General features: G+C 61.8%; 21 protein-coding genes and 1 pseudogene. 9 read left to right on the forward strand and 13 right to left on the reverse strand.

Annotation, left to right across the window (positions count from 1 at the left end; translation table 11 throughout):
* The first annotated feature begins 103 nt into the window (after positions 1–103).
* Genes ACVWVP_RS26520 through ACVWVP_RS26530 form a run of 3 tightly spaced genes read left to right on the forward strand, consistent with a single transcriptional unit; the run spans position 104 to position 2,769 of the window.
* Positions 104–862, forward strand: coding sequence for a 5-oxoprolinase subunit PxpA (locus ACVWVP_RS26520; protein ID WP_457408906.1), 759 nt, complete (start codon positions 104–106; stop codon positions 860–862).
* 57 nt (positions 863–919) lie between these two features.
* Entirely contained in the window at positions 920–1,798 is an 879-nt protein-coding gene (locus ACVWVP_RS26525; protein WP_457408908.1) for a 5-oxoprolinase subunit B family protein, read from the forward strand.
* Complete coding sequence (locus ACVWVP_RS26530) at positions 1,795–2,769, forward strand: 5-oxoprolinase subunit C family protein (RefSeq protein WP_178925392.1); 975 nt, start codon at positions 1,795–1,797, stop codon at positions 2,767–2,769. The genes ACVWVP_RS26525 and ACVWVP_RS26530 overlap by 4 nt, the downstream gene beginning before the upstream one ends.
* A 139-nt stretch (positions 2,770–2,908) precedes the next feature.
* On the opposite strand, the gene ACVWVP_RS26535 is transcribed toward ACVWVP_RS26530, so the two are convergent.
* From ACVWVP_RS26535 to ACVWVP_RS26550, 4 genes are all read right to left on the reverse strand, one after another.
* On the reverse strand, positions 2,909–4,525 hold the full coding sequence (locus ACVWVP_RS26535; protein WP_457408910.1) for an inorganic phosphate transporter: 1,617 nt from the start codon (positions 4,523–4,525) through the stop codon (positions 2,909–2,911).
* Between the two features lie 232 nt (positions 4,526–4,757).
* On the reverse strand, positions 4,758–5,780 hold the full coding sequence (locus ACVWVP_RS26540; RefSeq protein ID WP_178925394.1) for a transporter: 1,023 nt from the start codon (positions 5,778–5,780) through the stop codon (positions 4,758–4,760).
* Positions 5,781–5,936: 156 nt separating this feature from the next.
* Complete coding sequence (locus ACVWVP_RS26545; RefSeq protein ID WP_457408914.1) at positions 5,937–7,109, reverse strand: GAF domain-containing sensor histidine kinase; 1,173 nt, start codon at positions 7,107–7,109, stop codon at positions 5,937–5,939.
* Positions 7,110–7,326: 217 nt separating this feature from the next.
* Positions 7,327–7,632 (reverse strand): PepSY domain-containing protein, encoded by a 306-nt coding sequence (locus ACVWVP_RS26550; protein ID WP_178925398.1) that lies wholly within the window; start codon positions 7,630–7,632, stop codon positions 7,327–7,329.
* A gap of 154 nt (positions 7,633–7,786) precedes the next feature.
* On the opposite strand from ACVWVP_RS26550, the gene ACVWVP_RS26555 reads away from it, so the two are divergent.
* On the forward strand, positions 7,787–8,650 hold the full coding sequence (locus tag ACVWVP_RS26555) for a sterol desaturase family protein (RefSeq protein ID WP_457408916.1): 864 nt from the start codon (positions 7,787–7,789) through the stop codon (positions 8,648–8,650).
* Here ACVWVP_RS26555 and ACVWVP_RS26560 read toward each other — a convergent pair.
* Complete coding sequence (locus ACVWVP_RS26560; RefSeq protein WP_457408919.1) at positions 8,642–9,319, reverse strand: helix-turn-helix domain-containing protein; 678 nt, start codon at positions 9,317–9,319, stop codon at positions 8,642–8,644. The two genes, ACVWVP_RS26555 and ACVWVP_RS26560, sit on opposite strands and share 9 nt — an antisense overlap.
* On the reverse strand, positions 9,320–10,447 hold the full coding sequence (locus ACVWVP_RS26565; RefSeq protein WP_176997986.1) for a glycerophosphodiester phosphodiesterase: 1,128 nt from the start codon (positions 10,445–10,447) through the stop codon (positions 9,320–9,322).
* Between the two features lie 232 nt (positions 10,448–10,679).
* Here ACVWVP_RS26565 and ACVWVP_RS26570 point away from each other — a divergent pair, with 232 nt between their 5' ends.
* The gene (locus tag ACVWVP_RS26570; protein WP_457408921.1) at positions 10,680–11,003 is read left to right on the forward strand and encodes a DUF2025 family protein; all 324 of its coding nucleotides are present in this window, start codon (positions 10,680–10,682) and stop codon (positions 11,001–11,003) included.
* A 136-nt stretch (positions 11,004–11,139) separates the two neighbouring features.
* On the opposite strand, the gene ACVWVP_RS26575 is transcribed toward ACVWVP_RS26570, so the two are convergent.
* The gene (locus tag ACVWVP_RS26575; protein WP_457408924.1) at positions 11,140–11,460 is read right to left on the reverse strand and encodes an antibiotic biosynthesis monooxygenase family protein; all 321 of its coding nucleotides are present in this window, start codon (positions 11,458–11,460) and stop codon (positions 11,140–11,142) included.
* On the reverse strand, positions 11,457–12,164 hold the full coding sequence (locus tag ACVWVP_RS26580) for a CTP synthase C-terminal region-related (seleno)protein (RefSeq protein ID WP_457408927.1): 708 nt from the start codon (positions 12,162–12,164) through the stop codon (positions 11,457–11,459). Before ACVWVP_RS26580 ends, ACVWVP_RS26575 begins: the two co-directional genes overlap by 4 nt.
* 80 nt (positions 12,165–12,244) lie before the next feature.
* On the opposite strand from ACVWVP_RS26580, the gene ACVWVP_RS26585 reads away from it, so the two are divergent.
* A complete protein-coding gene (locus ACVWVP_RS26585; RefSeq protein ID WP_457408951.1) occupies positions 12,245–13,126 on the forward strand; it encodes a LysR family transcriptional regulator in 882 nt (293 codons plus the stop codon).
* Between the two features lie 30 nt (positions 13,127–13,156).
* Here the strand turns inward: ACVWVP_RS26585 and ACVWVP_RS26590 are convergent, their stop codons facing one another.
* The 5 genes and pseudogenes from ACVWVP_RS26590 to ACVWVP_RS26610 form a co-directional block, all read right to left on the reverse strand.
* Positions 13,157–13,675 carry a DUF1003 domain-containing protein gene (locus ACVWVP_RS26590; RefSeq protein WP_176997982.1) on the reverse strand — a complete coding sequence of 173 codons (519 nt, stop codon included), beginning with the start codon at positions 13,673–13,675 and terminating at the stop codon, positions 13,157–13,159.
* Positions 13,676–13,750: 75 nt separating this feature from the next.
* Positions 13,751–14,185 carry a methyl-accepting chemotaxis protein gene (locus ACVWVP_RS26595; RefSeq protein ID WP_372339949.1) on the reverse strand — a complete coding sequence of 145 codons (435 nt, stop codon included), beginning with the start codon at positions 14,183–14,185 and terminating at the stop codon, positions 13,751–13,753.
* Positions 14,186–14,299: 114 nt separating this feature from the next.
* A pseudogene (locus tag ACVWVP_RS26600) lies at positions 14,300–15,070 on the reverse strand (PAS domain-containing protein); the annotation flags it as partial.
* Between the two features lie 262 nt (positions 15,071–15,332).
* On the reverse strand, positions 15,333–16,391 hold the full coding sequence (locus ACVWVP_RS26605; RefSeq protein ID WP_457408929.1) for a diguanylate cyclase: 1,059 nt from the start codon (positions 16,389–16,391) through the stop codon (positions 15,333–15,335).
* A 190-nt stretch (positions 16,392–16,581) separates the two neighbouring features.
* Positions 16,582–17,208, reverse strand: coding sequence for a TetR/AcrR family transcriptional regulator (locus ACVWVP_RS26610; RefSeq protein WP_457408931.1), 627 nt, complete (start codon positions 17,206–17,208; stop codon positions 16,582–16,584).
* Between the two features lie 140 nt (positions 17,209–17,348).
* Between ACVWVP_RS26610 and ACVWVP_RS26615 the strand changes: the two genes are divergently transcribed.
* From ACVWVP_RS26615 to ACVWVP_RS26625, 3 genes are all read left to right on the forward strand, one after another.
* Entirely contained in the window at positions 17,349–18,407 is a 1,059-nt protein-coding gene (locus ACVWVP_RS26615; protein ID WP_457408933.1) for an MBL fold metallo-hydrolase, read from the forward strand.
* Positions 18,408–18,516: 109 nt separating this feature from the next.
* Positions 18,517–19,251 carry a hypothetical protein gene (locus tag ACVWVP_RS26620; protein WP_457408935.1) on the forward strand — a complete coding sequence of 245 codons (735 nt, stop codon included), beginning with the start codon at positions 18,517–18,519 and terminating at the stop codon, positions 19,249–19,251.
* A 135-nt stretch (positions 19,252–19,386) separates the two neighbouring features.
* Entirely contained in the window at positions 19,387–20,895 is a 1,509-nt protein-coding gene (locus ACVWVP_RS26625; RefSeq protein ID WP_457408937.1) for an amidase family protein, read from the forward strand.

Genomic DNA, 20,895 nt, shown 5'->3' on the forward strand with positions numbered 1-20,895 from the left:
GGTGGTATCTGATTTTCAGAAGATGGGTCATCTGATAATAGATCTTCCCAAGGGGTCAAGCTGCGGCCTACTTTTCCAGCATCACTTAGGCGGAGCGACTTCGATGCAGGCAGTGGATTTCAACTCGGACATGGGCGAAGGCTTCGGCCCCTGGACCATCGGCGACGGCGTCGACGCAGAGCTCATGGCCTATATCAGCTCGGCCAACATCGCCACTGGCTTCCACGCCGGCGACCCCGGCACCATGCGCCGCACTGTCGAGCGCGCCAAGCAACTGGGCGTGGCCATCGGCGCGCATCCGGGCTTTCGCGACCTGGTCGGCTTTGGCCGTCGCCACATCAACGCGCCGGCCCAGGAGCTGGTGGACGACATGCTCTACCAACTCGGCGCCCTGCGTGAAATCGCGCGTGCCCAGGGTGTGTCCCTGCAACACATCAAGCCCCACGGCGCGTTGTACATGCACCTGGCGCGTGATGAAGAAGCGGCGCGGTTGCTGGTGCAGAACCTGCAACGCATCGAGCCGACGCTGTTGCTGTACTGCATGCCCAACTCGGTGATCTGGCGCATCGCCAAGGAGCTGGGGCAGCCGGTGGTGCGCGAATTTTATGCCGACCGTGAGTATGATCTCAGCGGCTCCATCGTGTTTACCCGCAATGTGCGGGCGCTGGATCCTGCGACCGTTGCAGCACGCGTCCTACGGGCATGCCAGACCGGACTTGTGCGCACTGTTGAAGGCGAAGACCTGTTCATCGAATTCGATTCCATCTGCCTGCACAGCGACACCCCCGGTGCGCTGGAGTTGGTGGAAGCTACCCGTGAAGCCTTGGACCGCGCCGGTATCGCCGTCAAAACACCCCAATAAGAACGATCTCCAATTTTTTTCGCCTGCCTTTCTACAATGATTCCAAGAGGAACAGACATGGCTGAAACGTCCCCCATCCGCTACAGCTTCGGCGGTGATGAACACCTGTTTGCCGAGGTCAACGACAGCATGTCCCTGGAGGCCTTTTTCAAAGGCATGGCCGTGACCCGCGCCGTGGAGCGCTTGGCGCTGGAAGGCGTGCTGGACGTGTGCCTGGCCAACGCGTCGTTCCAGATCCGCTTCGACCCCGACCGCATCGCCCCCCATGTGCTGCTCGACGCGGTGCAAACCGCCGAGGCCCAAGCCGTGGCCGAACGCACCTTGCACACGCGCATCATCGAAATCCCGGTTCTCTACAACGACCCCTGGACCCATGAAACCCTGATGCGTTTTCGCGACCGCCATCAAGACCCCAGCGGCACGGACCTGGAGTACGCGGCGCGCATCAACGGCCTGGCCGATGTGGAGGCGTTCATTGCCGCCCACAGCGGTGCGCCGTGGTTTGTGTCGATGGTGGGGTTTGTGGCGGGCCTGCCGTTCATGTTCCAGATGGTCGAGCGCGAACGGCAATTGCAGGTGCCCAAGTACCTGCGCCCGCGTACCGACACGCCTAAACTCACCCTCGGTCATGGCGGCTGCTTCGGTTGCATCTACTCGGTGCGCGGGGCGGGTGGCTACCAGATGTTCGGCGTGACCCCAGCGCCGATCTACGACCCGGCGCAGCAATTGGCGTACCTGAAGGAACACATGGTGTTCTTCCGCCCCGGCGACATCGTGCAGTTCAAACCCATGGACCGCGACGCCTACGACCTGGCAGTGGCCGAGGTGGACGCCGGGCGGTTCGACCTGCGTATCCGCCCGGTGGAGTTTTCCCTCGATGCGTTTCTCGCCGACCCCATCGGTTATCCCAAATCCCTGCAGGAGGCGCTGGCATGATCAAGGTGCTCAAACCCGGCCTCGCCACGTCCGTGCAGGACCTTGGCCGCGAAGGCTATTACCACCTCGGCATCCCGCCCTCCGGTGCGCTGGACCAATACGCCTTGAGCGCGGCCAACCACCTGGTGGGCAACCCTATCGGCGCGGCCGCGCTGGAATGCACCTTGATCGGTCCCGAACTTCAGTTTCAGCAAGACGCGCTGGTGGCACTCAGCGGCGCTTTGATGTCGCCGCGCCTGGACGGTGAAGTGGTGCACCAGGACACCGCCTTCCAGGTGCGCGCCGGGCAGGTGCTGCGCTTTGAATTCCCCAAGGCCGGCGCCCGTACTTACCTGGCGGTGGCCGGTGGTATTGATGTGCCGCTGGTGTTGGGCAGCCGCTCGACCTACACCCTTGGCGCCCTCGGCGGGTTTCAGGGGCGACGCCTGCAGGAAGGCGATGAATTGCCCATCGGCCAGGCCAGCGGCAGCGGGCGCGCCGGCAACAGTTTGCCCATGGCCTTGCGCCGCTCGGTGGGCGGTGACGTGACCCTGCGGGTGGTGCCGGGGCTGTATTACGAGCGCCTGACGGAGGGTGCCAAAGGCAGCTTTTTTGCCGAGCCCTGGACCGTGGGTTCCGAGGCGGACCGCATTGGCTATCGCTTCAAGGGCGGCAGTGCGCTGAGCTTTCAGCCACGGGAACAGCCGTTTGGTGCGGGGTCGGACCCTTCGAACATCGTCGACAGTTGCTACCCGATAGGCTCGATCCAGGTGCCGGCCGGCTTGGAGCCGATTGTGTTGCACCGGGACGCGGTGTCGGGCGGGGGCTACGCGATGATCGGCACGGTGATCAGCGCCGACCTGGATTTGATCGGGCAGATGCAGCCGAACCAGCGGGCGGGGTTTGTGGCGGTGACGCTGGAGGAAGCGTTGGAGGCGCGGCGGATCTACAAAAAACGCTTAAAAGCGATGGCTGGACTCTTCAATCACTGACGAAATACATAACCAATGTGGGAGCTGGCTTGCCTGCGAAGGCGATCTTTCAATCAACAATGCTGTTGAATGTTAATCCGCTATCGCAGCGGTGCGGCGATCCGACAAGCCTGCTCCCACATTTTGGGGTGGTGTTGGGTCAGAACAGTTTGGTGAACAACCAGTACAGGCTGCCCGACAACAGGATCGCCGCCGGCAACGTCAGCACCCACGCCATCACCAGGTTACGGATGGTGCGCATCTGCAAGCCGCCGCCGTTCGCCACCATGGTCCCGGCCACGCCGGAGGACAACACATGGGTGGTCGAGACCGGCAACCCGTACATGTCCGCCGCGCCAATGGTCAGCATCGCGACCATTTCGGCCGAAGCGCCTTGGGCATACGTCAGGTGAGTCTTGCCGATTTTTTCACCCACCGTCACCACGATGCGCTTCCAACCGACCATGGTGCCGAGGCCCAGGGCGATGGCCACGGCGATCTTCACCCACAGCGGGATAAAACGCGTGGAATTGTCGATCTGGTCCTTGAACAGCTTGAGCTTGCCTTGGGTGTCGGCGTCGAAATTGCCGACCTTGTCCTTGTCCATCAGGCGGATGGTTTCGCTGGTCAGGTACATGTCGTTACGCACGTTGCCCACCGCTTCCGCCGGCACTTTGGCCAGGGAGCCGTAGCCTTTCACTTCATCACCGATCTGGCCGGCGAGGGCGGCGAGGGCCGGGACCAGTTCCGGGGTGGCTTCCTTGGTGCGCACGTAGGTCGAGAGAATCGGGCGCGGGTCACCGGGCAGCACTTGCGGTGCACTTTTCACCAAGGCCACTTGGGTCACTTCGGCCACGGCGGCAAACTGCAGCGACTGCTCGGCCGGCATGGTGCGGTTCAACGCGTAGGCCATCGGCAGGGTGCCGACCAGGATCAGCATGATCAGGCCCATGCCTTTCTGGCCATCGTTGGAACCGTGGGCGAACGACACACCGGTGCAGGTGGCGATCAGCATGCCGCGGATCCACCACGGCGGCGGGGTGTCGCCCTTCGGTGCCTTGTACAGCGAGCGGTTCTTCACAAAGGCGCGCAGGGCCAGCAACAGCAGGGCGGCAAACACAAAGCCGATCAGCGGCGACAGCAACAGCGCGTAGCCGATCTTGATCGCCTGGCCCCAATCCACACCGCTGGTGCCGTCACGCCCGTGCATCAACGCATTGGCCACGCCCACGCCGATGATCGAACCGATCAGGGTGTGCGACGACGACGCCGGCAAGCCCAGCCACCAGGTGCCGAGGTTCCACAGGATCGCGGCGATCAACAAGGCGAAGATCATCGCGAAACCGGCCGACGAACCCACCTGCAAGATCAACTCGACTGGCAACAGGGCAATGATGCCGAACGCCACGGCGCCGCTGGAGAGCAGCACGCCGAGGAAGTTGAAGAAACCCGACCACACCACCGCAAAGTGCGGCGGCAGCGAGTTGGTGTAGATCACCGTCGCCACGGCGTTGGCCGTGTCGTGGAAACCGTTGACGAACTCGAAGCCCAAGGCGATCAACAGCGCCACGCCCAGCAGCAGGAACGGGGTCCAGGTGGTGACCACCGTGCCCAGCTCGTGCATGTCGTGCATCAGGCTGTAGGCGGTGAACAACAGGCCCATGGCGAGCACGGCGAAGAAGATGATTACCGTCAGCAGACCGGGTTTCTTGTCCAGCCGGGGTTTGGGGGCGGCGGGTGAGGCGGTGTTGGAAGCAGTCAGGGAAGGGGTGGCCATGCCGGAGCATCCAGTGTGGGGAGGATGTCGTTCATGATCATTGCAGAATGTTACAGAGATGCTGCGGTATGTCAGTGTTTAAGGAATTGGGGGGGGCCACCTGTCCAATAAACACCGCAGAACCAATGTGGGAGCGGGCTTGCTCGCGAATACGGTGTGCCAGTCAACTTATCTTTAACTGACAGATTGCATTCGCGAGCAAGCCCGCTCCCACCTTTGACTGCATTCCAGGTCAGTAATCCTTGCGCTTGCGGAACGCCCAACGCCCGGCAATCAAGGTAAAGGTCGCCACCAACGCCACCAGGATCCAGAAACCTTCCGGGTCGGTGGAGAGCGGCACGCCGCCCACGTTCATGCCGAAAAAACCGGCAATGATGTTGATCGGCAGCGCCAATACCGTCACCACGGTGAGGGTGAACAGCGTGCGGTTGCTTTGTTCGTTGAGGTTGGCGGCGATCTCTTCCTGCAACAGCTTGATGCGTTCGCCCAGCGCCATCAGGTCGTTGATGATCAGCGCAAACTCCTCGGTGGATTTGCGCAACTCCTTCACGTCTTCCTTTTGCAGCCACTGCGGCGGGCGGTTGAGCAGGCGCAGCAGCGAGCCCGGCTCCAGCGCCAGCAGGCGTTGCAGGCGCACCAGCACCCGGCGTGCGGCGCCCAGCTCAGCGCGGTTGGTGGACAGTCGTGAAGAGAGTAACTGGTCTTCGATATGGTCGACGCTGATGCTGGTCTTGCGCACGATCTGGGTCAGCACTTCGCCCTGGTCGCGCAGCAGGTGCACCAGCAGTTCCAGCGGCGAGCGGAAGCGTTCACCGGCTTTGACCGACGAGCGCAATTTATCCACCGAGTGCAAGGGTTGCAGGCGCGCGCTGACCAGCAAGCGGCTGCGGGCACACACCCACAGCGTGGAAATGTCCGACGAGACCATACTGCTGAAGTTGAACACCACGTCGTTGACCACCGCCAGCAAGGCGGCGTCAACGTGTTCGATCCGGGTGGAGCGCGAGCCTTCGTGCAAGGCTTCGAAAAATTCGTCTGGCAGCGACAGGTGGGTCTTCATCCAGCGCTCGCAGGCGGCGTGGGCCAAGTTCAGGTGCAACCAGAGGAATTCCTCCGGGTCTTGCGGCGCCTGGAGGGCCGCCAACGCGGTGGCCGAATCGATCTGCTCGCCCTTTTCACCGGGCCGAAAACGGAAACCGTAAAGCAGGCCAAACAGATCGGGATCTTGATGGCCGTGGTCGATGCTGTGGTTCATGGAGGCTCGCAGAGAAAGCGCCTGTAGGACGTTTCACAGGTTCGCGTGGGCGAATCATTGCAAGGAGATTTGACAGTTTTGTGACGACTTGCGGTTTGTTTCGTTGCGGTGACATTTTGTTTACCGCAAGGCTTGGCGTGCCGAAGCCGCGCCTGATCAGGCGATCGGCAGGCTGAAGCAGAACACCGTGCCGTGCTGCTCGCTGGTAGTGACGCTCAACTCACCGCCGTGGGCATCGGCAATCTGCTTGACGATGTACAACCCCAGGCCCAGACCGGCCTGGGGCGTGTCGATGATCGGACGTGAGTAGGGCTGGAACAACCGAGGCAAGGCCTGCTCGTTGATCTGCCCGGCGTTCTTCACTGTCAGGGTGAAGTGCTGGTGTTCGACCTGCGCACTCACGTACACCGGGCTGCGCGGGTGGCCGTGGTGGATGGCGTTGGCCACCAGGTTGGAGAGCAATTGCGCCAGCCGGTCACGATCGCCGTACACCCCGCGCAGGTCGCCGATATCGGCGTGGATCAAGCGTTGCGGGTGCACGCTTTGCACTTCGGCCACCACCTGGTGCAAGGCCTCTTGCAGGTCCTGGCAGTCGCTGCAATGCAGCGGCAGGCCGCTGCCCATGCGGCCTCGGGCAAAATCGAGGACGTCTTCGACCAACTGCGCCGCGCGTTTGCCGCTGGCGAGAATGTGCTGCACCAGCGGGTCGGTGGTGGGGTTGGGGTGTTTGCGCAGCAAGCGTTCGGCACCGAAGTTGATGGCGAACAGCGGGTTGCGCAGGTCGTGCCCGAGTACGGCAATGAACTGCTCGCGCAACTCGGCAGTGCCGCGCTCTTCCAACAGCTCGGCTTCAGTCTGTTGCTGGTTTTCTTCGGCTTCTATTTGCAACGAGAGCAGGCGGGCGAACGATTCCATGGTCGACTGGATCGTACTGCTGCGCAGTTGCGCGGGGTTGGGGTCGAGGGCGCAGATCGTGCCGAAGAAGCGTCCGTCGGTACGGAACACTGGCACGGAAATGTAGCTTTCGAACACGTAGAGACGTGGGGTGTGGTGATTGCAATAGACCGGGTCTTCACTGGCCTTGTCGATCACGACGGACTCGTGGGAGCTGCGGATTTCGTGGCAAATGGTGGTGGTCAGGTCCAGTTCGCTGCCGACGCCGAGCCCGAAGTCCAGCTTGTCGAGCACGGCGCAGGCGGTCCAGTGGTCGTCAGTGACCCGGGCCACGGCGGCAAAGCGCAAACCGGTCATGTCGCTGATGACCTTGAGCATCGCGGGCACGGCGCTGATGCGGCCAATGGTGGCAATGTCGGCGGCTTTCTGCCCCATGCAATACCTCCATGTGCAAGGCGGTGGTCTGTAGCAGGAAGTCTAGCGACCTTGTGGGCGTAGGTGTCATTTTTGTAGTGAGCGGGCTTGCCCCGCGCTGCGGTGTGTCAGGTTGACCGAGGCGCGGTGTGTCAGGTAGATCGCGGCGCGGGGCAAGCCCGCTCACTACAGCAGGCATAAAAAAACGCGCCATTTGGCGCGTTTTTTAAGGGGTAACTCAGGTGTCTTGCTTGTTTTCCAGCACTTCGCCGGTCTTGGCGTCGAGCTTCACGTCCCACTTCTTGCCGGTGGTATCGGTCAGGTCTGCTTCGTAGACCAGGCGACCGGCTTCGCGGTCCAGTTCGGTGTCGGTGATGGTGGCGCCTGGGTGTTTGGCCAGGGCGGCGGCGTTGAGTTTTTCAAAAGCCATCACGTCGCCAGACTTAAGCAGGCTTGGAATCTGGTCCGGGCGCACGTCGGCTTGTGCCAGGCCAGCAGTCAGGGTCAGGGCGGTGGCGGCGAACAGGGCGGTCAGGGTTTTCATGGTGTGTTTCCTTCTTCGGTGAGCTGTTTAAGTGGGATCAGGTTATCCAGCGCAACTTAATTCACCCTTAATTGATTCAAACCGTTGCGCCGTTTGTTCAAGCCACCGTTTTTGCTGGCTTTCATGCTGGGGGCTCACTTGAAGGGAGACTCGAATGAAAACGTGTGTGAGCTGGATCTATGCGCCACTGTTCCTGTTGGGCTTTATCGGCCTGGGCCTCTATTGGCCAGGCTGGCTGGTGCTGATATTCGTGGCGGCGGTGGCCGTGTCATTTCTGGCCGAGCAATGGCTGCCCTATGAACCGCAATGGAACCGCAGCCTGGGCGATCGTCGACGGGACACGCTGCATGCATTGGTCAACGAAAGCCTGAACGCCGTGGGCCTGTTGATCCTGCCGGGGCTGACCGCGCTGCTGGCCTTCGACGGGATCTGGCCGCGTGGCTGGGCCCTGTGGGAGCAACTGCTGCTGGCGGTTGTGCTGGCCGACGCCGGCATTACCCTGATGCACTACGCCAGCCACCGCTTCGCCGCGCTCTGGCGGTTGCACGCGGTGCATCACAGCGTGGAACGACTCTATGGCTTCAACGGCCTGATGAAGCACCCCTTGCACCAGATGCTCGAAGCGACGGCAGGCCTGCTGCCGTTGATCTTGATGGGCATTCCGCTGGACGTGGCGCAGTTGTTGGCCCTGGCCATCGCCATCCAGCTGTTGTTGCAGCATTCCAACGTGGACATGCGCCTGGGGCCGCTGCGCTGGGTGTTTGCCTGGGCGCCGGTGCATCGCTTCCACCACATGAAATATGGCCGGGCCGGTGATGTGAATTTCGGCTTGTTTTTCAACCTGTGGGATTGGCTGTTGGGCACGGCGTTTTATCGCGAAGGTTATCGCATGGGGCCGGGCGACCTGGGCATCGGCAGCCGGCCGGATTTTCCGGTGGCGTATGGCGCGCAATTGCGTGACCCGTTTATGACGGTACGGATGGGCAAAGAGCCTGTGTTGCCGGAAGCGTTACGCTAAAAGCCGCACCTGCAACTGGCGCAACGAGGCGCCAGCGGTAACGCCGAACAGCTGCTTCATGGTGCGCGAGAAGTGCGCCGAGTCGGCAAAGCCTGCACCGTGGGCGGCTTCGGTGAGGCTGCTGCCCGCCAACGCCAAGTGCAGGGCCACGCGCAAACGGCGCCACAGCACCAGGCGCCGCACCGGCAAGCCCAATTGCTGAGTGAACAGGCGTTCCAGCTGGCTCAGTGACAGGTGCGCCGCGTCGGCCAGGGCCTGAGCGCTGACCTTGCCCGTCAGATGCTGATCGAGGGTGTGCAGGGCGCGCGCCAGGCGTGGGTCGTCTAGCGGTTGCCGGGGGAGCTGGCGCAGGTGGGTGTCGAGCGTTTCCAGGGACGGCTCGGTGAGTTCCAGCAGTGACTGCAGGGGCTCGATCGCAAAGGCGACGGGTTCGGCGTACAGCACCAGCACTTCATCGTCGGCCTGGAGAATGGCGTGGGACTGGCGCGAAGGGATCAACAGGCGATGGGCCGTGATCACACGGCCATCAAGGCCGACCGTGAAAGGCCGGCCCGTGCAGAACATCAACTGATGGGCGTAGTGCCCATGGGGCGCAGTGCGCCCCAGCTGGCCGAGGATCAGGCCGTGGTCATGCCCCAGCCACAGGCGGCCTGACCATTCGGGCTTCACTCAGTAGCCATTGTCCTTGAGCAGGTCCTGCACACTCGACGACGGCCAGCGCTTGTAGAACTTCAGCAGTTCGGCGGCGCGGTTGGTGAAGATGCCATCCACGCCGGCCTTCATGACTTTTTCGAAGTCCACGGGCTCATCCACGGTGTACACATGCACCAGCAGGCCCTTGTCGTGGGTCAGTTGGTTCATTTCAGGCTTCACCAGGTCGGTGTAGCTCTGGTCGCCATGGTTGGTCAGCTCGGCCGAGGGGCCGGTGCCGATCGCGCCCAGGCTCTTGGCTTCGTCCACCCATTTTTCGAACTCGGCGGCGTCCTTCGGCTCCTGCTTGGCGTAGTAGGCGGCCTTGGTCGCTTCGCCGGACTCGGCGAAGGTCTGGGTGGATTTAGGCTCGATGCTGCCTGCACCGACCCACAGCAGCAGGATTTTTGGGGTGTTGGGCATTTCTTTCTGCAGCTCTTTCAAGCTGTCTTTTTCAAACGTCTGCAGCACCACGCGGCCCTTGCCCTGGCCGACGCCGGTGTTGCTCTTGCCCAGCTTGGAACCGGCGGAGCTCAACCAGCCCTTGTCCAGCAGCTTGTTTTTCAGGTCGGCCTCGATGCCCGGGAATTGCTTGGGTTCCTTGGTCTCGATGTACAGGCCGGGTTTGTGCTGCGGGTTGCCTTCGGCGATCTTGATGATTTCGTCCAGGCTCTGGATTTTCAGGCCGACGAACGCCGGGCGGGCGCGGTCCGGGTAGGCGGCGTTGAACCAGCTGCCAGCGTCCAGGGTGCGCAGTTCGGCCCAGGTGAACTCGTTGGCGGGGGCGTCTTTGCGGTCCGGGAATTTGGTGGCCACGTCGGTGGTGCGTTGCAGGTTGTTGTCGTGCAGGGCGAACAGCACGCCGTCCTTGCTGCGTTGCAGGTCCATTTCCAGGTAGTCGGCGCCCAGGTCGCGTGCGACCTTATAAGCAGCGGCGGTGGACTCGGGGGCGTCGTAGGAAGCGCCACGGTGGGCGATGACGGCAGGGTAGGGAATGCCTTCGTTTGTCGCCAGTTCAGCCGGGCTGATCGGGGCTTCAGCCTGTGCCTGGCCGAGGCCGAGCATCAGCGCGAGCAGCAAGGCGCTCTTGGTAAACGTGACAGGCATATGCGAAGTCCTTTCGTGGAGGTAACTTTGAGAAGGCGTCCTTTTTAACAATTGATTGCGAAAGGCGCTATCACCAAACCGACATTAACGTGCGCAGGCTCCATTTTTCTCGGTTTTTTTATGCGGTGTTGCAGTAGGATTGGCCGAAGACGCCCCGTTAGAGGGCAGTCATTTCTGCCACGCGTGTAAACCATCTTTCCAGTCCCAGTGGGACTTTTCAGTGAGGTTTACCATGCGCATCACGTCCGAATTTATCTGCCAGGCCGCCGACGGCCTCCACGGCTTTGTCGGCCTGAACCGCAAGACCGGTCAGTACATCGTACGTTTCAGCGAAGACGCCTTCGGCATGGACGTCGCCGATGACGGCATCATCCCCACCGCCGAATTTGTGTGGCTACCGGCCGCCGATCACGCCATGACCCTGTCCCGGGAGCGCATCCAGCTGCTGATGGACCAAAACATCGACGACCGCATCAACATCACCGAGCCGTTGCGGGTGTACATGCGGCGGGTGGAGATCCCGCAGATCAGTGCGATGCGCAGCCTCGTCAGCTAGGCGTCACCTTTTTTCAGCCATGTGAAGGGCTAAATGTGGGAGCGGGCTTGCTCGCGAAGGCGCAGTGCCAGCCACTGAATAGTTGACTGATCCACCGCTTTCGCGAGCAAGCCCGCTCCCACAAGGGGTTGGCATTTCAATTTTGGAATGTGTAGGCGCGTTCGACTTTGCACACGCGGGTTTGAAACGCCGAGTACCAGGTGGCGCGGCCTTGCTCGCGTACCGCCTGGTGTTCGGCCTGCTGTTTCCACGCCAGGATCGCCGCCTCGTTGCTCCAGTACGACACGGTGATCCCCAAACCATCCTCCCGCGCCGACTCCACCCCGAGAAACCCCGGCTGTTCGCGGGCCAGTTCCAGCATGCGTGCCGCCGCCTGGCCGTAGCCGTTATCGCCCTCGGTGCGCAGCGAGCTGAAAATCACTGCGTAGTAGGGCGGGGCCGGTGTGTGGGCGATCATGCTGACACCGCCTGGCAGGCCTTGAGCAGTGCAATCGCCAGCGGCGGTGTGATGCCTTTGAGCGCGGTGCGTTCGGGTTGGAACAGCGTGGCGACGAAAAACGGGTGGTCCAGCAGTTCCACGGCGCGCAGGTCACCGGCCGAGTCGTGCCCGCTGGGAATCAGGTCGCCCTCCAATAGTGCGGCGGTGAATTCGGGGTTCATGCCATAACGGCAACGATAGCCTTCATGGAGGTCGAGGGTGCCGTAGGCTTCGGCGATACGCGTGTAGGGCGCCAGGCGCACAGCGTCGGTCGCCTCCACCAGCGCGCAGGTCAACGGCACGATCACCGCGCGTTTGGCATCGGGCGCCAATTCGCCATGCTCGGCGTCCGCCCAGCCCAGTGCGTTGCGGGCGTATTCCAGTACCGCATGTTGAAAACCGCCGCAGGTACCGAGGAAAGGCCGCTTCTGTTCGCGGGCAAAACGGATGGCGCGCAAGGCACCGTCCGTGTCGCGATAGGGGCTGGCGGGCACGCACCAGAAGCCATCGAAACCGTGCAAGGGCGCAGTGGACGTCAGGGTGTCGGTGTCCAGCCACTGGACATGAACGGTCACGCCCAGTGCTTCTGCCGCCAGCTTCAGCGCCAGGGGGATGGCCTGGTGCGCGGTGACGCTGGGGTCGTGGTCGCCGATCAAGGCGATGTGCAGGGTGGTGGCTTTCATCAGGTACGTCCCATGGCTTGTTGTGTCCTGGGGCGCACTATAGATTGGCGTTCATGCAATCAAAATTGGCGTTTGCCCACATGCTCAATGCAGTCGCGCACTATCAAATCGACTATCCCGACTTATCCTTGATCCTCGCCCTGGTGCGTGGCGGCACCTTGGCACGGGCCGCCGCGTTGTTGCGGGTGGACGTGTCCACGGTGTTCCGCGCGGTGCGGCGGTTGGAGGCTTCGCTGGGCCAGACGCTGTTTGAAAAAAGCCGCGCCGGCTACCTGCCTACGGGGTTGGCCAGCAGCCTTGCACAGCAGGCCGAGCGGGCGGAGCAAGCCCTGGAGGCAGCGCGTGTTGGTGTCGAGCAGGGCGGGGAGGTGATCAGCGGCACGGTGCGGCTGACGTGCACCGACTCGGTACTGCAGGGTTTGCTGCTGCCGGCACTGGCGCAATTCATGCCCGAGTACCCGGCGCTCACGCTGGAGCTGAGCACTTCCAACGACTTCGCCAACCTCAGCCGGCGCGATGCGGATATCGCCTTGCGCCTGACCAAGACCCCACCGGAGCATCTGGTGGGGCGGTGCCTTGGCGCCGTGGCCTATCAGGTGTGCGCCAGCCCGGCGTTTGCGCAACAACATGCGGGCCGGGAGTTGGCGGAACTGGCCTGGATCGCGCCAGATGATTTCCTGCCTGATCATCCTACGGTGGTTTGGCGCCGCGAACACTTGCCCGGTGTGCGTCCCAGTTATCGTTGCAACAGCATGTTGTCGGTGGCCGAGTTGGTGCGCGGCGGCATGGGAGTGGCCGCGTTGCCGGACTTTTTATTGGGGGATGACCTGCAACCGCTTGGCCCGGTATTGACTGGGCATGACACGGCGCTGTGGTTGCTTACGCGACCCGATTGCCGGGCGCTGCGTTCGGTGGTCACCTTATTTGACGAGCTAGCCCGACATGTACGCTGCTCACTGTAGGAGCCGGCAAGCCGGCTCCTACAGGTGACGTTAGGGCTTGCGCACAAACTGCTCATGCATTTCGCAGGTCAGGGTCTCGATGCGTTCGGTCAGTTGCTTGGTCATTTCGGTCAGGCGGGTGTTCTGTTCCAGCAGTTCCAGCAACTGTTTGGTGGTCTGCGCTGCTTGGGCCTGGCGTTCGGTGTTGGCGATGGCCAGGGCTTCGCGGTGTTGCGCGTCGGCGTCGGATTGGGCCTTGTCGCGGGCGGCCTGGCGGGTCTGCGCCAGCAGGATCAGCGGCGCGGCGTAGGCCGATTGCAGGCTGAACGCCAGGTTGAGCAGGATGAACGGGTACACGTCAAAGTGCGTGATGCCGGTCATGTTCAGCACCACCCACAGCACCACGATCGCGGTTTGTGCGCCGAGGAAGGTGGGGGTGCCAAAGAAGCGTGCGAAGGCTTCGGCCTTGAGGGCGAAGGTGTCGTTGCCGAAGGTGGGCGCCAGGTGGGCGTGGCCTCGGTGGAAACGCAGGTGGTCGACGGGGGCGGTGTCTGGCTTGTCGGGGGTCATGGCGGGCTCGAATCCTTGGCATAAGACAGTCAGCACTATAGACCGGGCCCCCGGGCCAGACACATGAAGATCGGGTCAGTTGCTGCCCCGTTCGTTGGCGAACGCGCTCACAGCCTGCACGGCCTCGCTGGTGCCTTCGCGGATCTGCAGGATCACCGTGCCGGCGCGGTTGGCCAGTTCCACGCCTTGCGCGGCGCGGTCGCGGGTGCCATCCATGCTGTCGATGGCTTGGCGGGTTTCATCCTGGATCATTGCGATCATGCTGGAAATTTCCGCCGTCGAACCGCTGGTGCGCGCCGCCAGTTGCCGGACCTCATCGGCCACCACCGCAAAACCTCTGCCTTGCTCGCCGGCGCGGGCGGCTTCGATGGCGGCATTGAGGGCCAGCAAGTTGGTCTGGTCGGCAATGCCACGGATGGTATTGACGATGGCGGTGATCTGCTGCGAACGCTCGCCGAGCTTAGCGATCAGTTGCGAGGAGCCGTCGATGTCAGCGGCAATGTCGCGCATGCCGCTGGCGGTTTGCTGGATCACGTCGGCGCCTTTTTCAGCGATGTCCCGGGTGTTGAGCGAGATGTGGTAAGCCTGGGCCGCGCTTTGAGCGTCGGCAGCATGTTGTTGCACGCGGGCCGTCACGTCGGAGGCGAACTTCACCACTTTGCACAGGCGCCCGCTGGCGTCGTACACCGGGTTGTAGTTGGCTTCCAGCCATACGGTCTGGCCGTGTTTATCGACGCGCTCGAACTGACCGTTGAACAGCTCGCCCTGGTTCAAGCGTTTCCAGAACTCGGTATAGGCCGCGCTGTTGGCCAGCTCCGGCTTGCAGAACAGGCGGTGATGCTGGCCCTGGATCTGCGCCAGGCTGTAGCCCATGCGCTGCAGGAAATTCGCGTTGGCCGTGAGGATGGTGCCGTCGAGGTTGAACTCGATCACCGCCATGGCGCGGTCGATGGCACCCAGCTTGGCATTGGCTTCGCTTTCGGCCTGCAGGCGCGGGGTGACATCCATGGCGTACTTCACCACTTTGATCACCTGGCCTGTTTCGTCGCGCACGGGGTTGTAACTGGCTTCCAGCCACACCGAATGACCGTCGCCGGCGACCCGTTCAAAGGTGCCGGACTGGAACTGGCCGTTGCGCAGCTGCGTCCACAGCTGGTTGTACTCGGCGCTGCGGGCAAAGGCTGGGGTGCAGAACATCCGATGGGGCTGGCCCAGGATCTGCTCGGCGCGGTAGCCCAGGGTCTTGAGGAAGTTGTCGTTGGCCCGCAGCACGTTGCCGTGCAGGTCGAATTCGATCACCGCCATGGAGCGCTCGATGGCCTCCAGCAGGCTGGCTTGTTGGGCATTGGCTTGTTGCAGGGTGTTGAGGGCTTTCTTGTGGGCGTTGAATAGCATATTCGAGGGCTCGGGCAACCACGCGACTTGAGGTATCCATGACGATCGCCTGCCCCCGTACGGCCCATGGCCTTACGGTTGACGTGCTCATTGCCAGCTTCCTTGTGCTGACAGAGGGGGTGGAACAACGGGGTGAGAGTCGCGCGAGCTGTCAGAAGTTCTGCCCCAAGGCGGGGCTTTCAGCAGAAGGCGACCAATGGCGGCATTATGCTATCGCCGTGGGTGCCAGTCGGAAAATTCAGACGAGGTGTTGTAGGACGACTCAGGCGGAAGTTGCGACCGCGTAGTCGCTGATGTTGACCCGGTTGCGGCCGGTGTCCTTGGCGGCGTACAGCGCGCGGTCTGCGGCGTTGAGCCACATGGCCGCGTCGCTGAAGAAGGGCTGGAAGTCCGCCAGGCCGATGCTCAGGCTTACCCGCAGCTCGGGGATCTGCGGGTTGCGATAGTTGCCGAATGTTTCGCGCATGTGTTCCATCACTCGTGCGGCTTCTTCCAGGGGCATTTGCGGAAGAATCACGCAGAACTCATCACCCCCGTAGCGCCCGGCCAAGTCGTTCTCACGCAGGTGCAGGCGTAACTCCTGGCTCAATTGGCGCAACACCGCATCGCCGACGATATGCCCGTGGGTGTCGTTGATCTGCTTGAAGTGGTCGATATCGATCAGGGCGATGGTGGCCTGGCCTTGTTGCTGCTGGCACTTGTGGAACTTGAGGTTCAGCAGGTCTTTCCAGGAACCGTGGTTGAGCAGGCCGGTGAGGCTGTCGATGCGGCTCAGGGCACTGAGGGCGCGCTTGTGTTCCGACAGCTTGATTGCCAACTGATAGCAGACCATGCCGATCGCCATCGGGTAGAGCGTCAGCATGGGCAGGCAGGTGTAGACCTGGGTCAGGCTGACATTGGGGTTGAACTTGAACCCGAACAGCGCGCAGGCCACGGCCATCCCAGCGCCCTGGGCCAACAGCCCACGCAGGAACAGACGCTTGCCGCCGGCTGCAACGTTGTTCATGGTCATCATCGACAGAATGGTCACGGCCGTCAGCGGCGTGAACTGTGTGGCGGCGGTCCAGAAACCGCCGAACAACGAGTCATAGAGCAGGTTGCGTTGCTCGGCCTGGTAGGGAAATTCCGAGCGGGCGGCAATCTGGTACGCCACGTGGGCCCAGATGTAGCCATTGAACAGCAGGAACGCCCATACCCAGCCTGGCATCGCCAGGGGATACAGCGCGCCGATGACACTGATGCAGCCGATACCCAGGCCGATGATCCTTGGCTTGTAGATACGCCTGGCAAATGAAAGCCCTTTGCCTCGTCTGTTTTCCATAGTGTTCCGGGTCAGCTCTTTTTTGCAGATACGACAGCGTGCGTCAGCGGGTAGAACCGTTGATCGGATAATAGGTGTGAATATTGTCAGTTATTCGCGAGGGAATAATCAGTGTCCTTCCAGGCCATTTGCGCTGCCCGATGGGCGAATACGCAAAAAACGACCTGGAATGTCGTTCCTGCAACAGGATTTACAGTGGGGAGGGCGTGCGCACTTCGTAGCCGGCCAGGAACAGGTCGATCGCCGACTCAATCACGCTGGCCTGGCCGACGGCGTCGAGGGGCGGCTGGCCCAGGGTGATCTGTGGCCAGAACGCGAACGCCTTGAGCAGGCTTTGAATCTGGTGGGCGGCGAAGGCCGGGTCGGTGCAGGTAAGGCGACCATCTTCCTGCGCAGCCCGCACCCATTGGGTAAAGCCTTCCTCGCGCTTGCTCAGGCGGGTGACCATGTCTTGCGCACGTTCGGGTGAATGGATGGTGGCGGCAATCGCGACCCGGGCCAGGTCGAGGAAGTTGGCGTCCGCCATCATCTGCATCTTCGCTTGCAGCAAACCGCGCAATTGGTCGCGCAGGGAGCGATCGCTGGTATAGCTGACGTCCAGCTGGGCAACACTGCTGGCCCAGAGCTGGTGGAGGATTTCGGCGAACAGCTCTTCCTTGCTGGGGAAGTGGTTGTAGACCGTGCGCTTGGAAACGCCGGCCGTTGCGGCGATCTTGTCCATGCTGGTGACCTCGAACCCGTTCGCCCGAAACTCGGCGATGGCAGCGGCCACGATGGCTTCGCGTTTACGGTCGGTGAGGCGTTGGGGGGCAGTCATGGATAACATTCGGCTCTGAGAGGAAATTACACTCGGTAGTTTACTTGCTCCGGCTTTTGTTGCAATCTAGAAACTACACTGTGCAGTGTAACTCATACGCACAGCGTAATTTGTGAGCGGACCCCAGGAGTCACTCTGCAATGGCCACGATTTCATCCCGTCTCGACCCTTCGCCCGCCGCGCTCAAACCCGCCGAGCAGGACCAAGGGCACTTCACCAACAATGCCCCCGTGCAGCATGGCGGCTTTGGCAAGACGTTGCGCATTTTCTGGAACATGTTGTTCAACAAGCCGCGCACCACCCGGCCTGTGGGCAATATTCCGGTCCAACCCCTGACGCGCGAGCAACTGCTGGCGGCCCCGGACCACAGTGTGTTTCGCCTTGGGCATTCCACGGTGCTACTGAAAATGCGCGGCAAGTTCTGGGTGACCGACCCGGTGTTTGCCGAACGTGCCTCGCCCTTCAGTTGGGCCGGCCCCAAGCGTTTCCACCAGCCGCCCATCAGCCTCGAAGAGTTGCCAGCCCTGGAAGCGGTGATCCTTTCCCACAACCACTACGACCATCTTGACCGTAACGCCGTGATTCAACTGGCCGACAAGACCCGTTACTTCCTGGCGCCCCTGGGCGTGGGCGACACCCTCGTCAAATGGGGCGTCGACGCCAGCAAGGTCCGCCAGCTGGATTGGTGGCAGGGCACCGAGGTCGACGGTATTCGTTTCATTGCCACACCGGCCCAGCATTTTTCCGGGCGTGGCCTGTTCGACGGCAACCAGACCCTGTGGTGCTCCTGGGTGATGATCGACGCTGCGCGGCGCATCTTCTTCAGTGGCGATACCGGTTATTTCGACGGTTTCAAACGTATCGGCGAGCAGTACGGGCCGTTTGATCTGACGCTGATGGAAACAGGTGCTTACAACGTCGACTGGCCCCATGTGCACATGCAGCCGGAGCAGACCCTGCAAGCGCACATCGACCTCAAGGGCCGTTGGCTGCTGCCGATTCACAACGGCACGTTCGACCTGGCGTTTCATGCCTGGCATGAACCCTTCGACCGCATCATGGCGCTGGCGTGGGAGCGCAACGTGTCGATCACTACACCGGCAATGGGTCAGGCGTTCAGCTTGAATCAACCTGAGCGCGGGCGGGCGTGGTGGCTGGAAGTGGACGCGCAAGGTGCTGAGGCACCTCTGGCAGGCTAAGCGCGTTTACGCAGGAAAAAAGGAGTTTTCAAGGTGTTGCAGACCTGCGACAGGTGCCGGAAGACGGTGCGATGATCCCCGGACGTTCAATGTCCGGGGGCTGGTTCTGATGAATGAAGAATGTAAGAAATATTGGCGAGTGGGTATGGCTTGTCCGCCGGGGCTACCCCTGTCATCGCCAGTGGAATCCTCGTTAACGACTCCAGAGGCGCTCGGAGCTTCAGGTGAAAGTGCCTGCCCACCCCGCATCGCATTTGGTGCGCAGCCCAAGGGCGGCGTGCTCATTCCCGGATATGACGCGCCCGCGCTTCCCCTCAAGCCTCCCCGTGACCCATCGTTATCACTGATCGCCCTGAGTGGCGTTGACCCTTCCGGGCCGGTGATGGTGGAAGTGCCTCTAGTGCAGAACAACACGACCTTTACGGCCTCACAGGCCCTGGCAGGCAGGCGCTTGGGATTCGCCGACCGGTGGGTACGTGGTCATGAATATGAGCAGATCCAACACACTGCCGCCTTCCTGAAAGCGCTGGGCGTTTTGCGTCGCGCTGGGGCGCAACTGGTGGCCGTGCCTGCTCAGCGGCCCGACGAAACCTTGCGCGTTAACCAGCAGACTTACAACGAAATCGATGCCCATGTGAGCGAATATCGCTTGGACGCACTTGTGTCCGATAGCCATAACGCGGCGTTTCATACGGCCTGTTGGAACGGCTATCCGCGTGTTGGCGAACCCTTGGGTGAGGGGGAGATGGTGTGGTTCTACGGTACGCGCTGGTCCGCGGATGCGTTGATGGCGGTGATGCAGGCTTATCGCAGGGCTTGTTGTCTGTCAGAAGGTCGGGGATAGCGCACACACTGCAGTGAACAATCCCACTCAGTGGACTATTCGCGTCTTGCAGCCGGAAAGGAGAAGGCTTTTTAGACTGGCACCCGGACCCACAGGGGCCCTTCGTTGTTTCTTACCCTTCCCAAAAGGTGCTTCATGTTTGGAATTAGTCCTGTCGTTGTCGGTGCATTTGTTCACGTCGCTGCTCGTTCAAAAAGCCCCCTTACTTTTCCGGCGCCTCCCAAACCCGTGCCACCTGGAACCGAGTACGCCAGCGTAAGTGAGTTACGCGAGCAAATGAGCAAGCCAGGCGCAATGACTTCGGTTGATCTGGTCTACCACCTGCAGGAACGCATTCGTCAGCAAAACCCTGAGTTGAATGCCGTCATTGAGCTCAACCCCCATGCGCTGGAAGATGCGCGCAAGTTGGACCGTGAGCGTGCTGAGGGCAAGGTTCGCGGGCCTTTGCACGGCATCCCCGTCTTGATCAAGGACAACGTCGAGACAGAAAGCATGCAAACCAGCGCGGGGGCTTTTGGCCTGGTAGGTGAAGCAGCCGGAAAGAATGCACCGCTCGTCCAGTACCTGCTTGACCAGGGCGCGGTGATCATCGGTAAAACCAACCTGACTGAGCTGGCCGGGTTTCGCGGTGGTGCCGATGGCTGGAGCAGTCGTGGGGGGCAAACCCTTAACCCGCACCGCCGGGATGCCGATGTTGGCGGGTCCAGTTCCGGATCGGCCGCGGCCGTTGCCGCCGGCCTGGCGCCCATTGCGCTAGGGACCGAGACCAACGGCTCGATCATCGTGCCAGCGGCGCTCAATGGCGTGGTGGGGCTCAAGCCCAGCGTCGGCTTGCTGGACCGCAACGGCATTATCCCCGCCAGCCATCATCAGGACGTACCGGGCCCCATGGCGCGTTCGGTGTTCGATGTCGCGTTGATGCTCAACGCAATGTCAGGTCGTGACCCCAAGGACCCTGCCAGCGTTGGCGCCCCCGAAGGCATCGACTACACAAAAGCGCTCGTCCCGGGGGCCTTGATCGGCAAACGCATTGGTTATCCCGCTAACTTTATTGTGGAGGGCAAACGGGTACCGGTGGCTAACAGTGCACAGTTCACCCAGACCCTCAAGGTCCTAAAGGACGCAGGTGCAATCCTTATACCTGTGAATGTGCGAATAGCCGACGCCTCCGGGTACGAGGATTTGCTGCTCTCGGATGTGAAAGAAGAGATGAATACGTATTTGAGGCAGCGCTCCGGTTTACCCGTCAAGTCGCTGACTGAACTGATCAAGTTCAACGACGAACGCGACGGGACAGAAAACGATCACCAGCCGACGCTGCGGCAGATTGATGGCTCGACCCTTACGCCTGAAGAGCGTGCTGAGAAATGGAGCGTATTGATCAAGGATTTTCGCGATACGGTGGATCAGCCGATCGAACAGGAAAAACTGGATGCCATGGTGGCCGATTTCGAAACCGGCACTTACTTTGGCGTAGCCGCAGCAGGGTACCCGGGCATTACAGTGCCTTCCGGCACCGATGAGGACGGACTGCCGACCAGCGCGTACTTCTTCGGTACCCGCTGGTCTGAGCCTGCATTGCTGGCCGTGGCCCATGGCTATGAGCAGGCTGCCAAGACTGCCTCCAAGCCAGGGCTCATATAG

The organism is Pseudomonas sp. TE24901 (assembly GCF_054058375.1).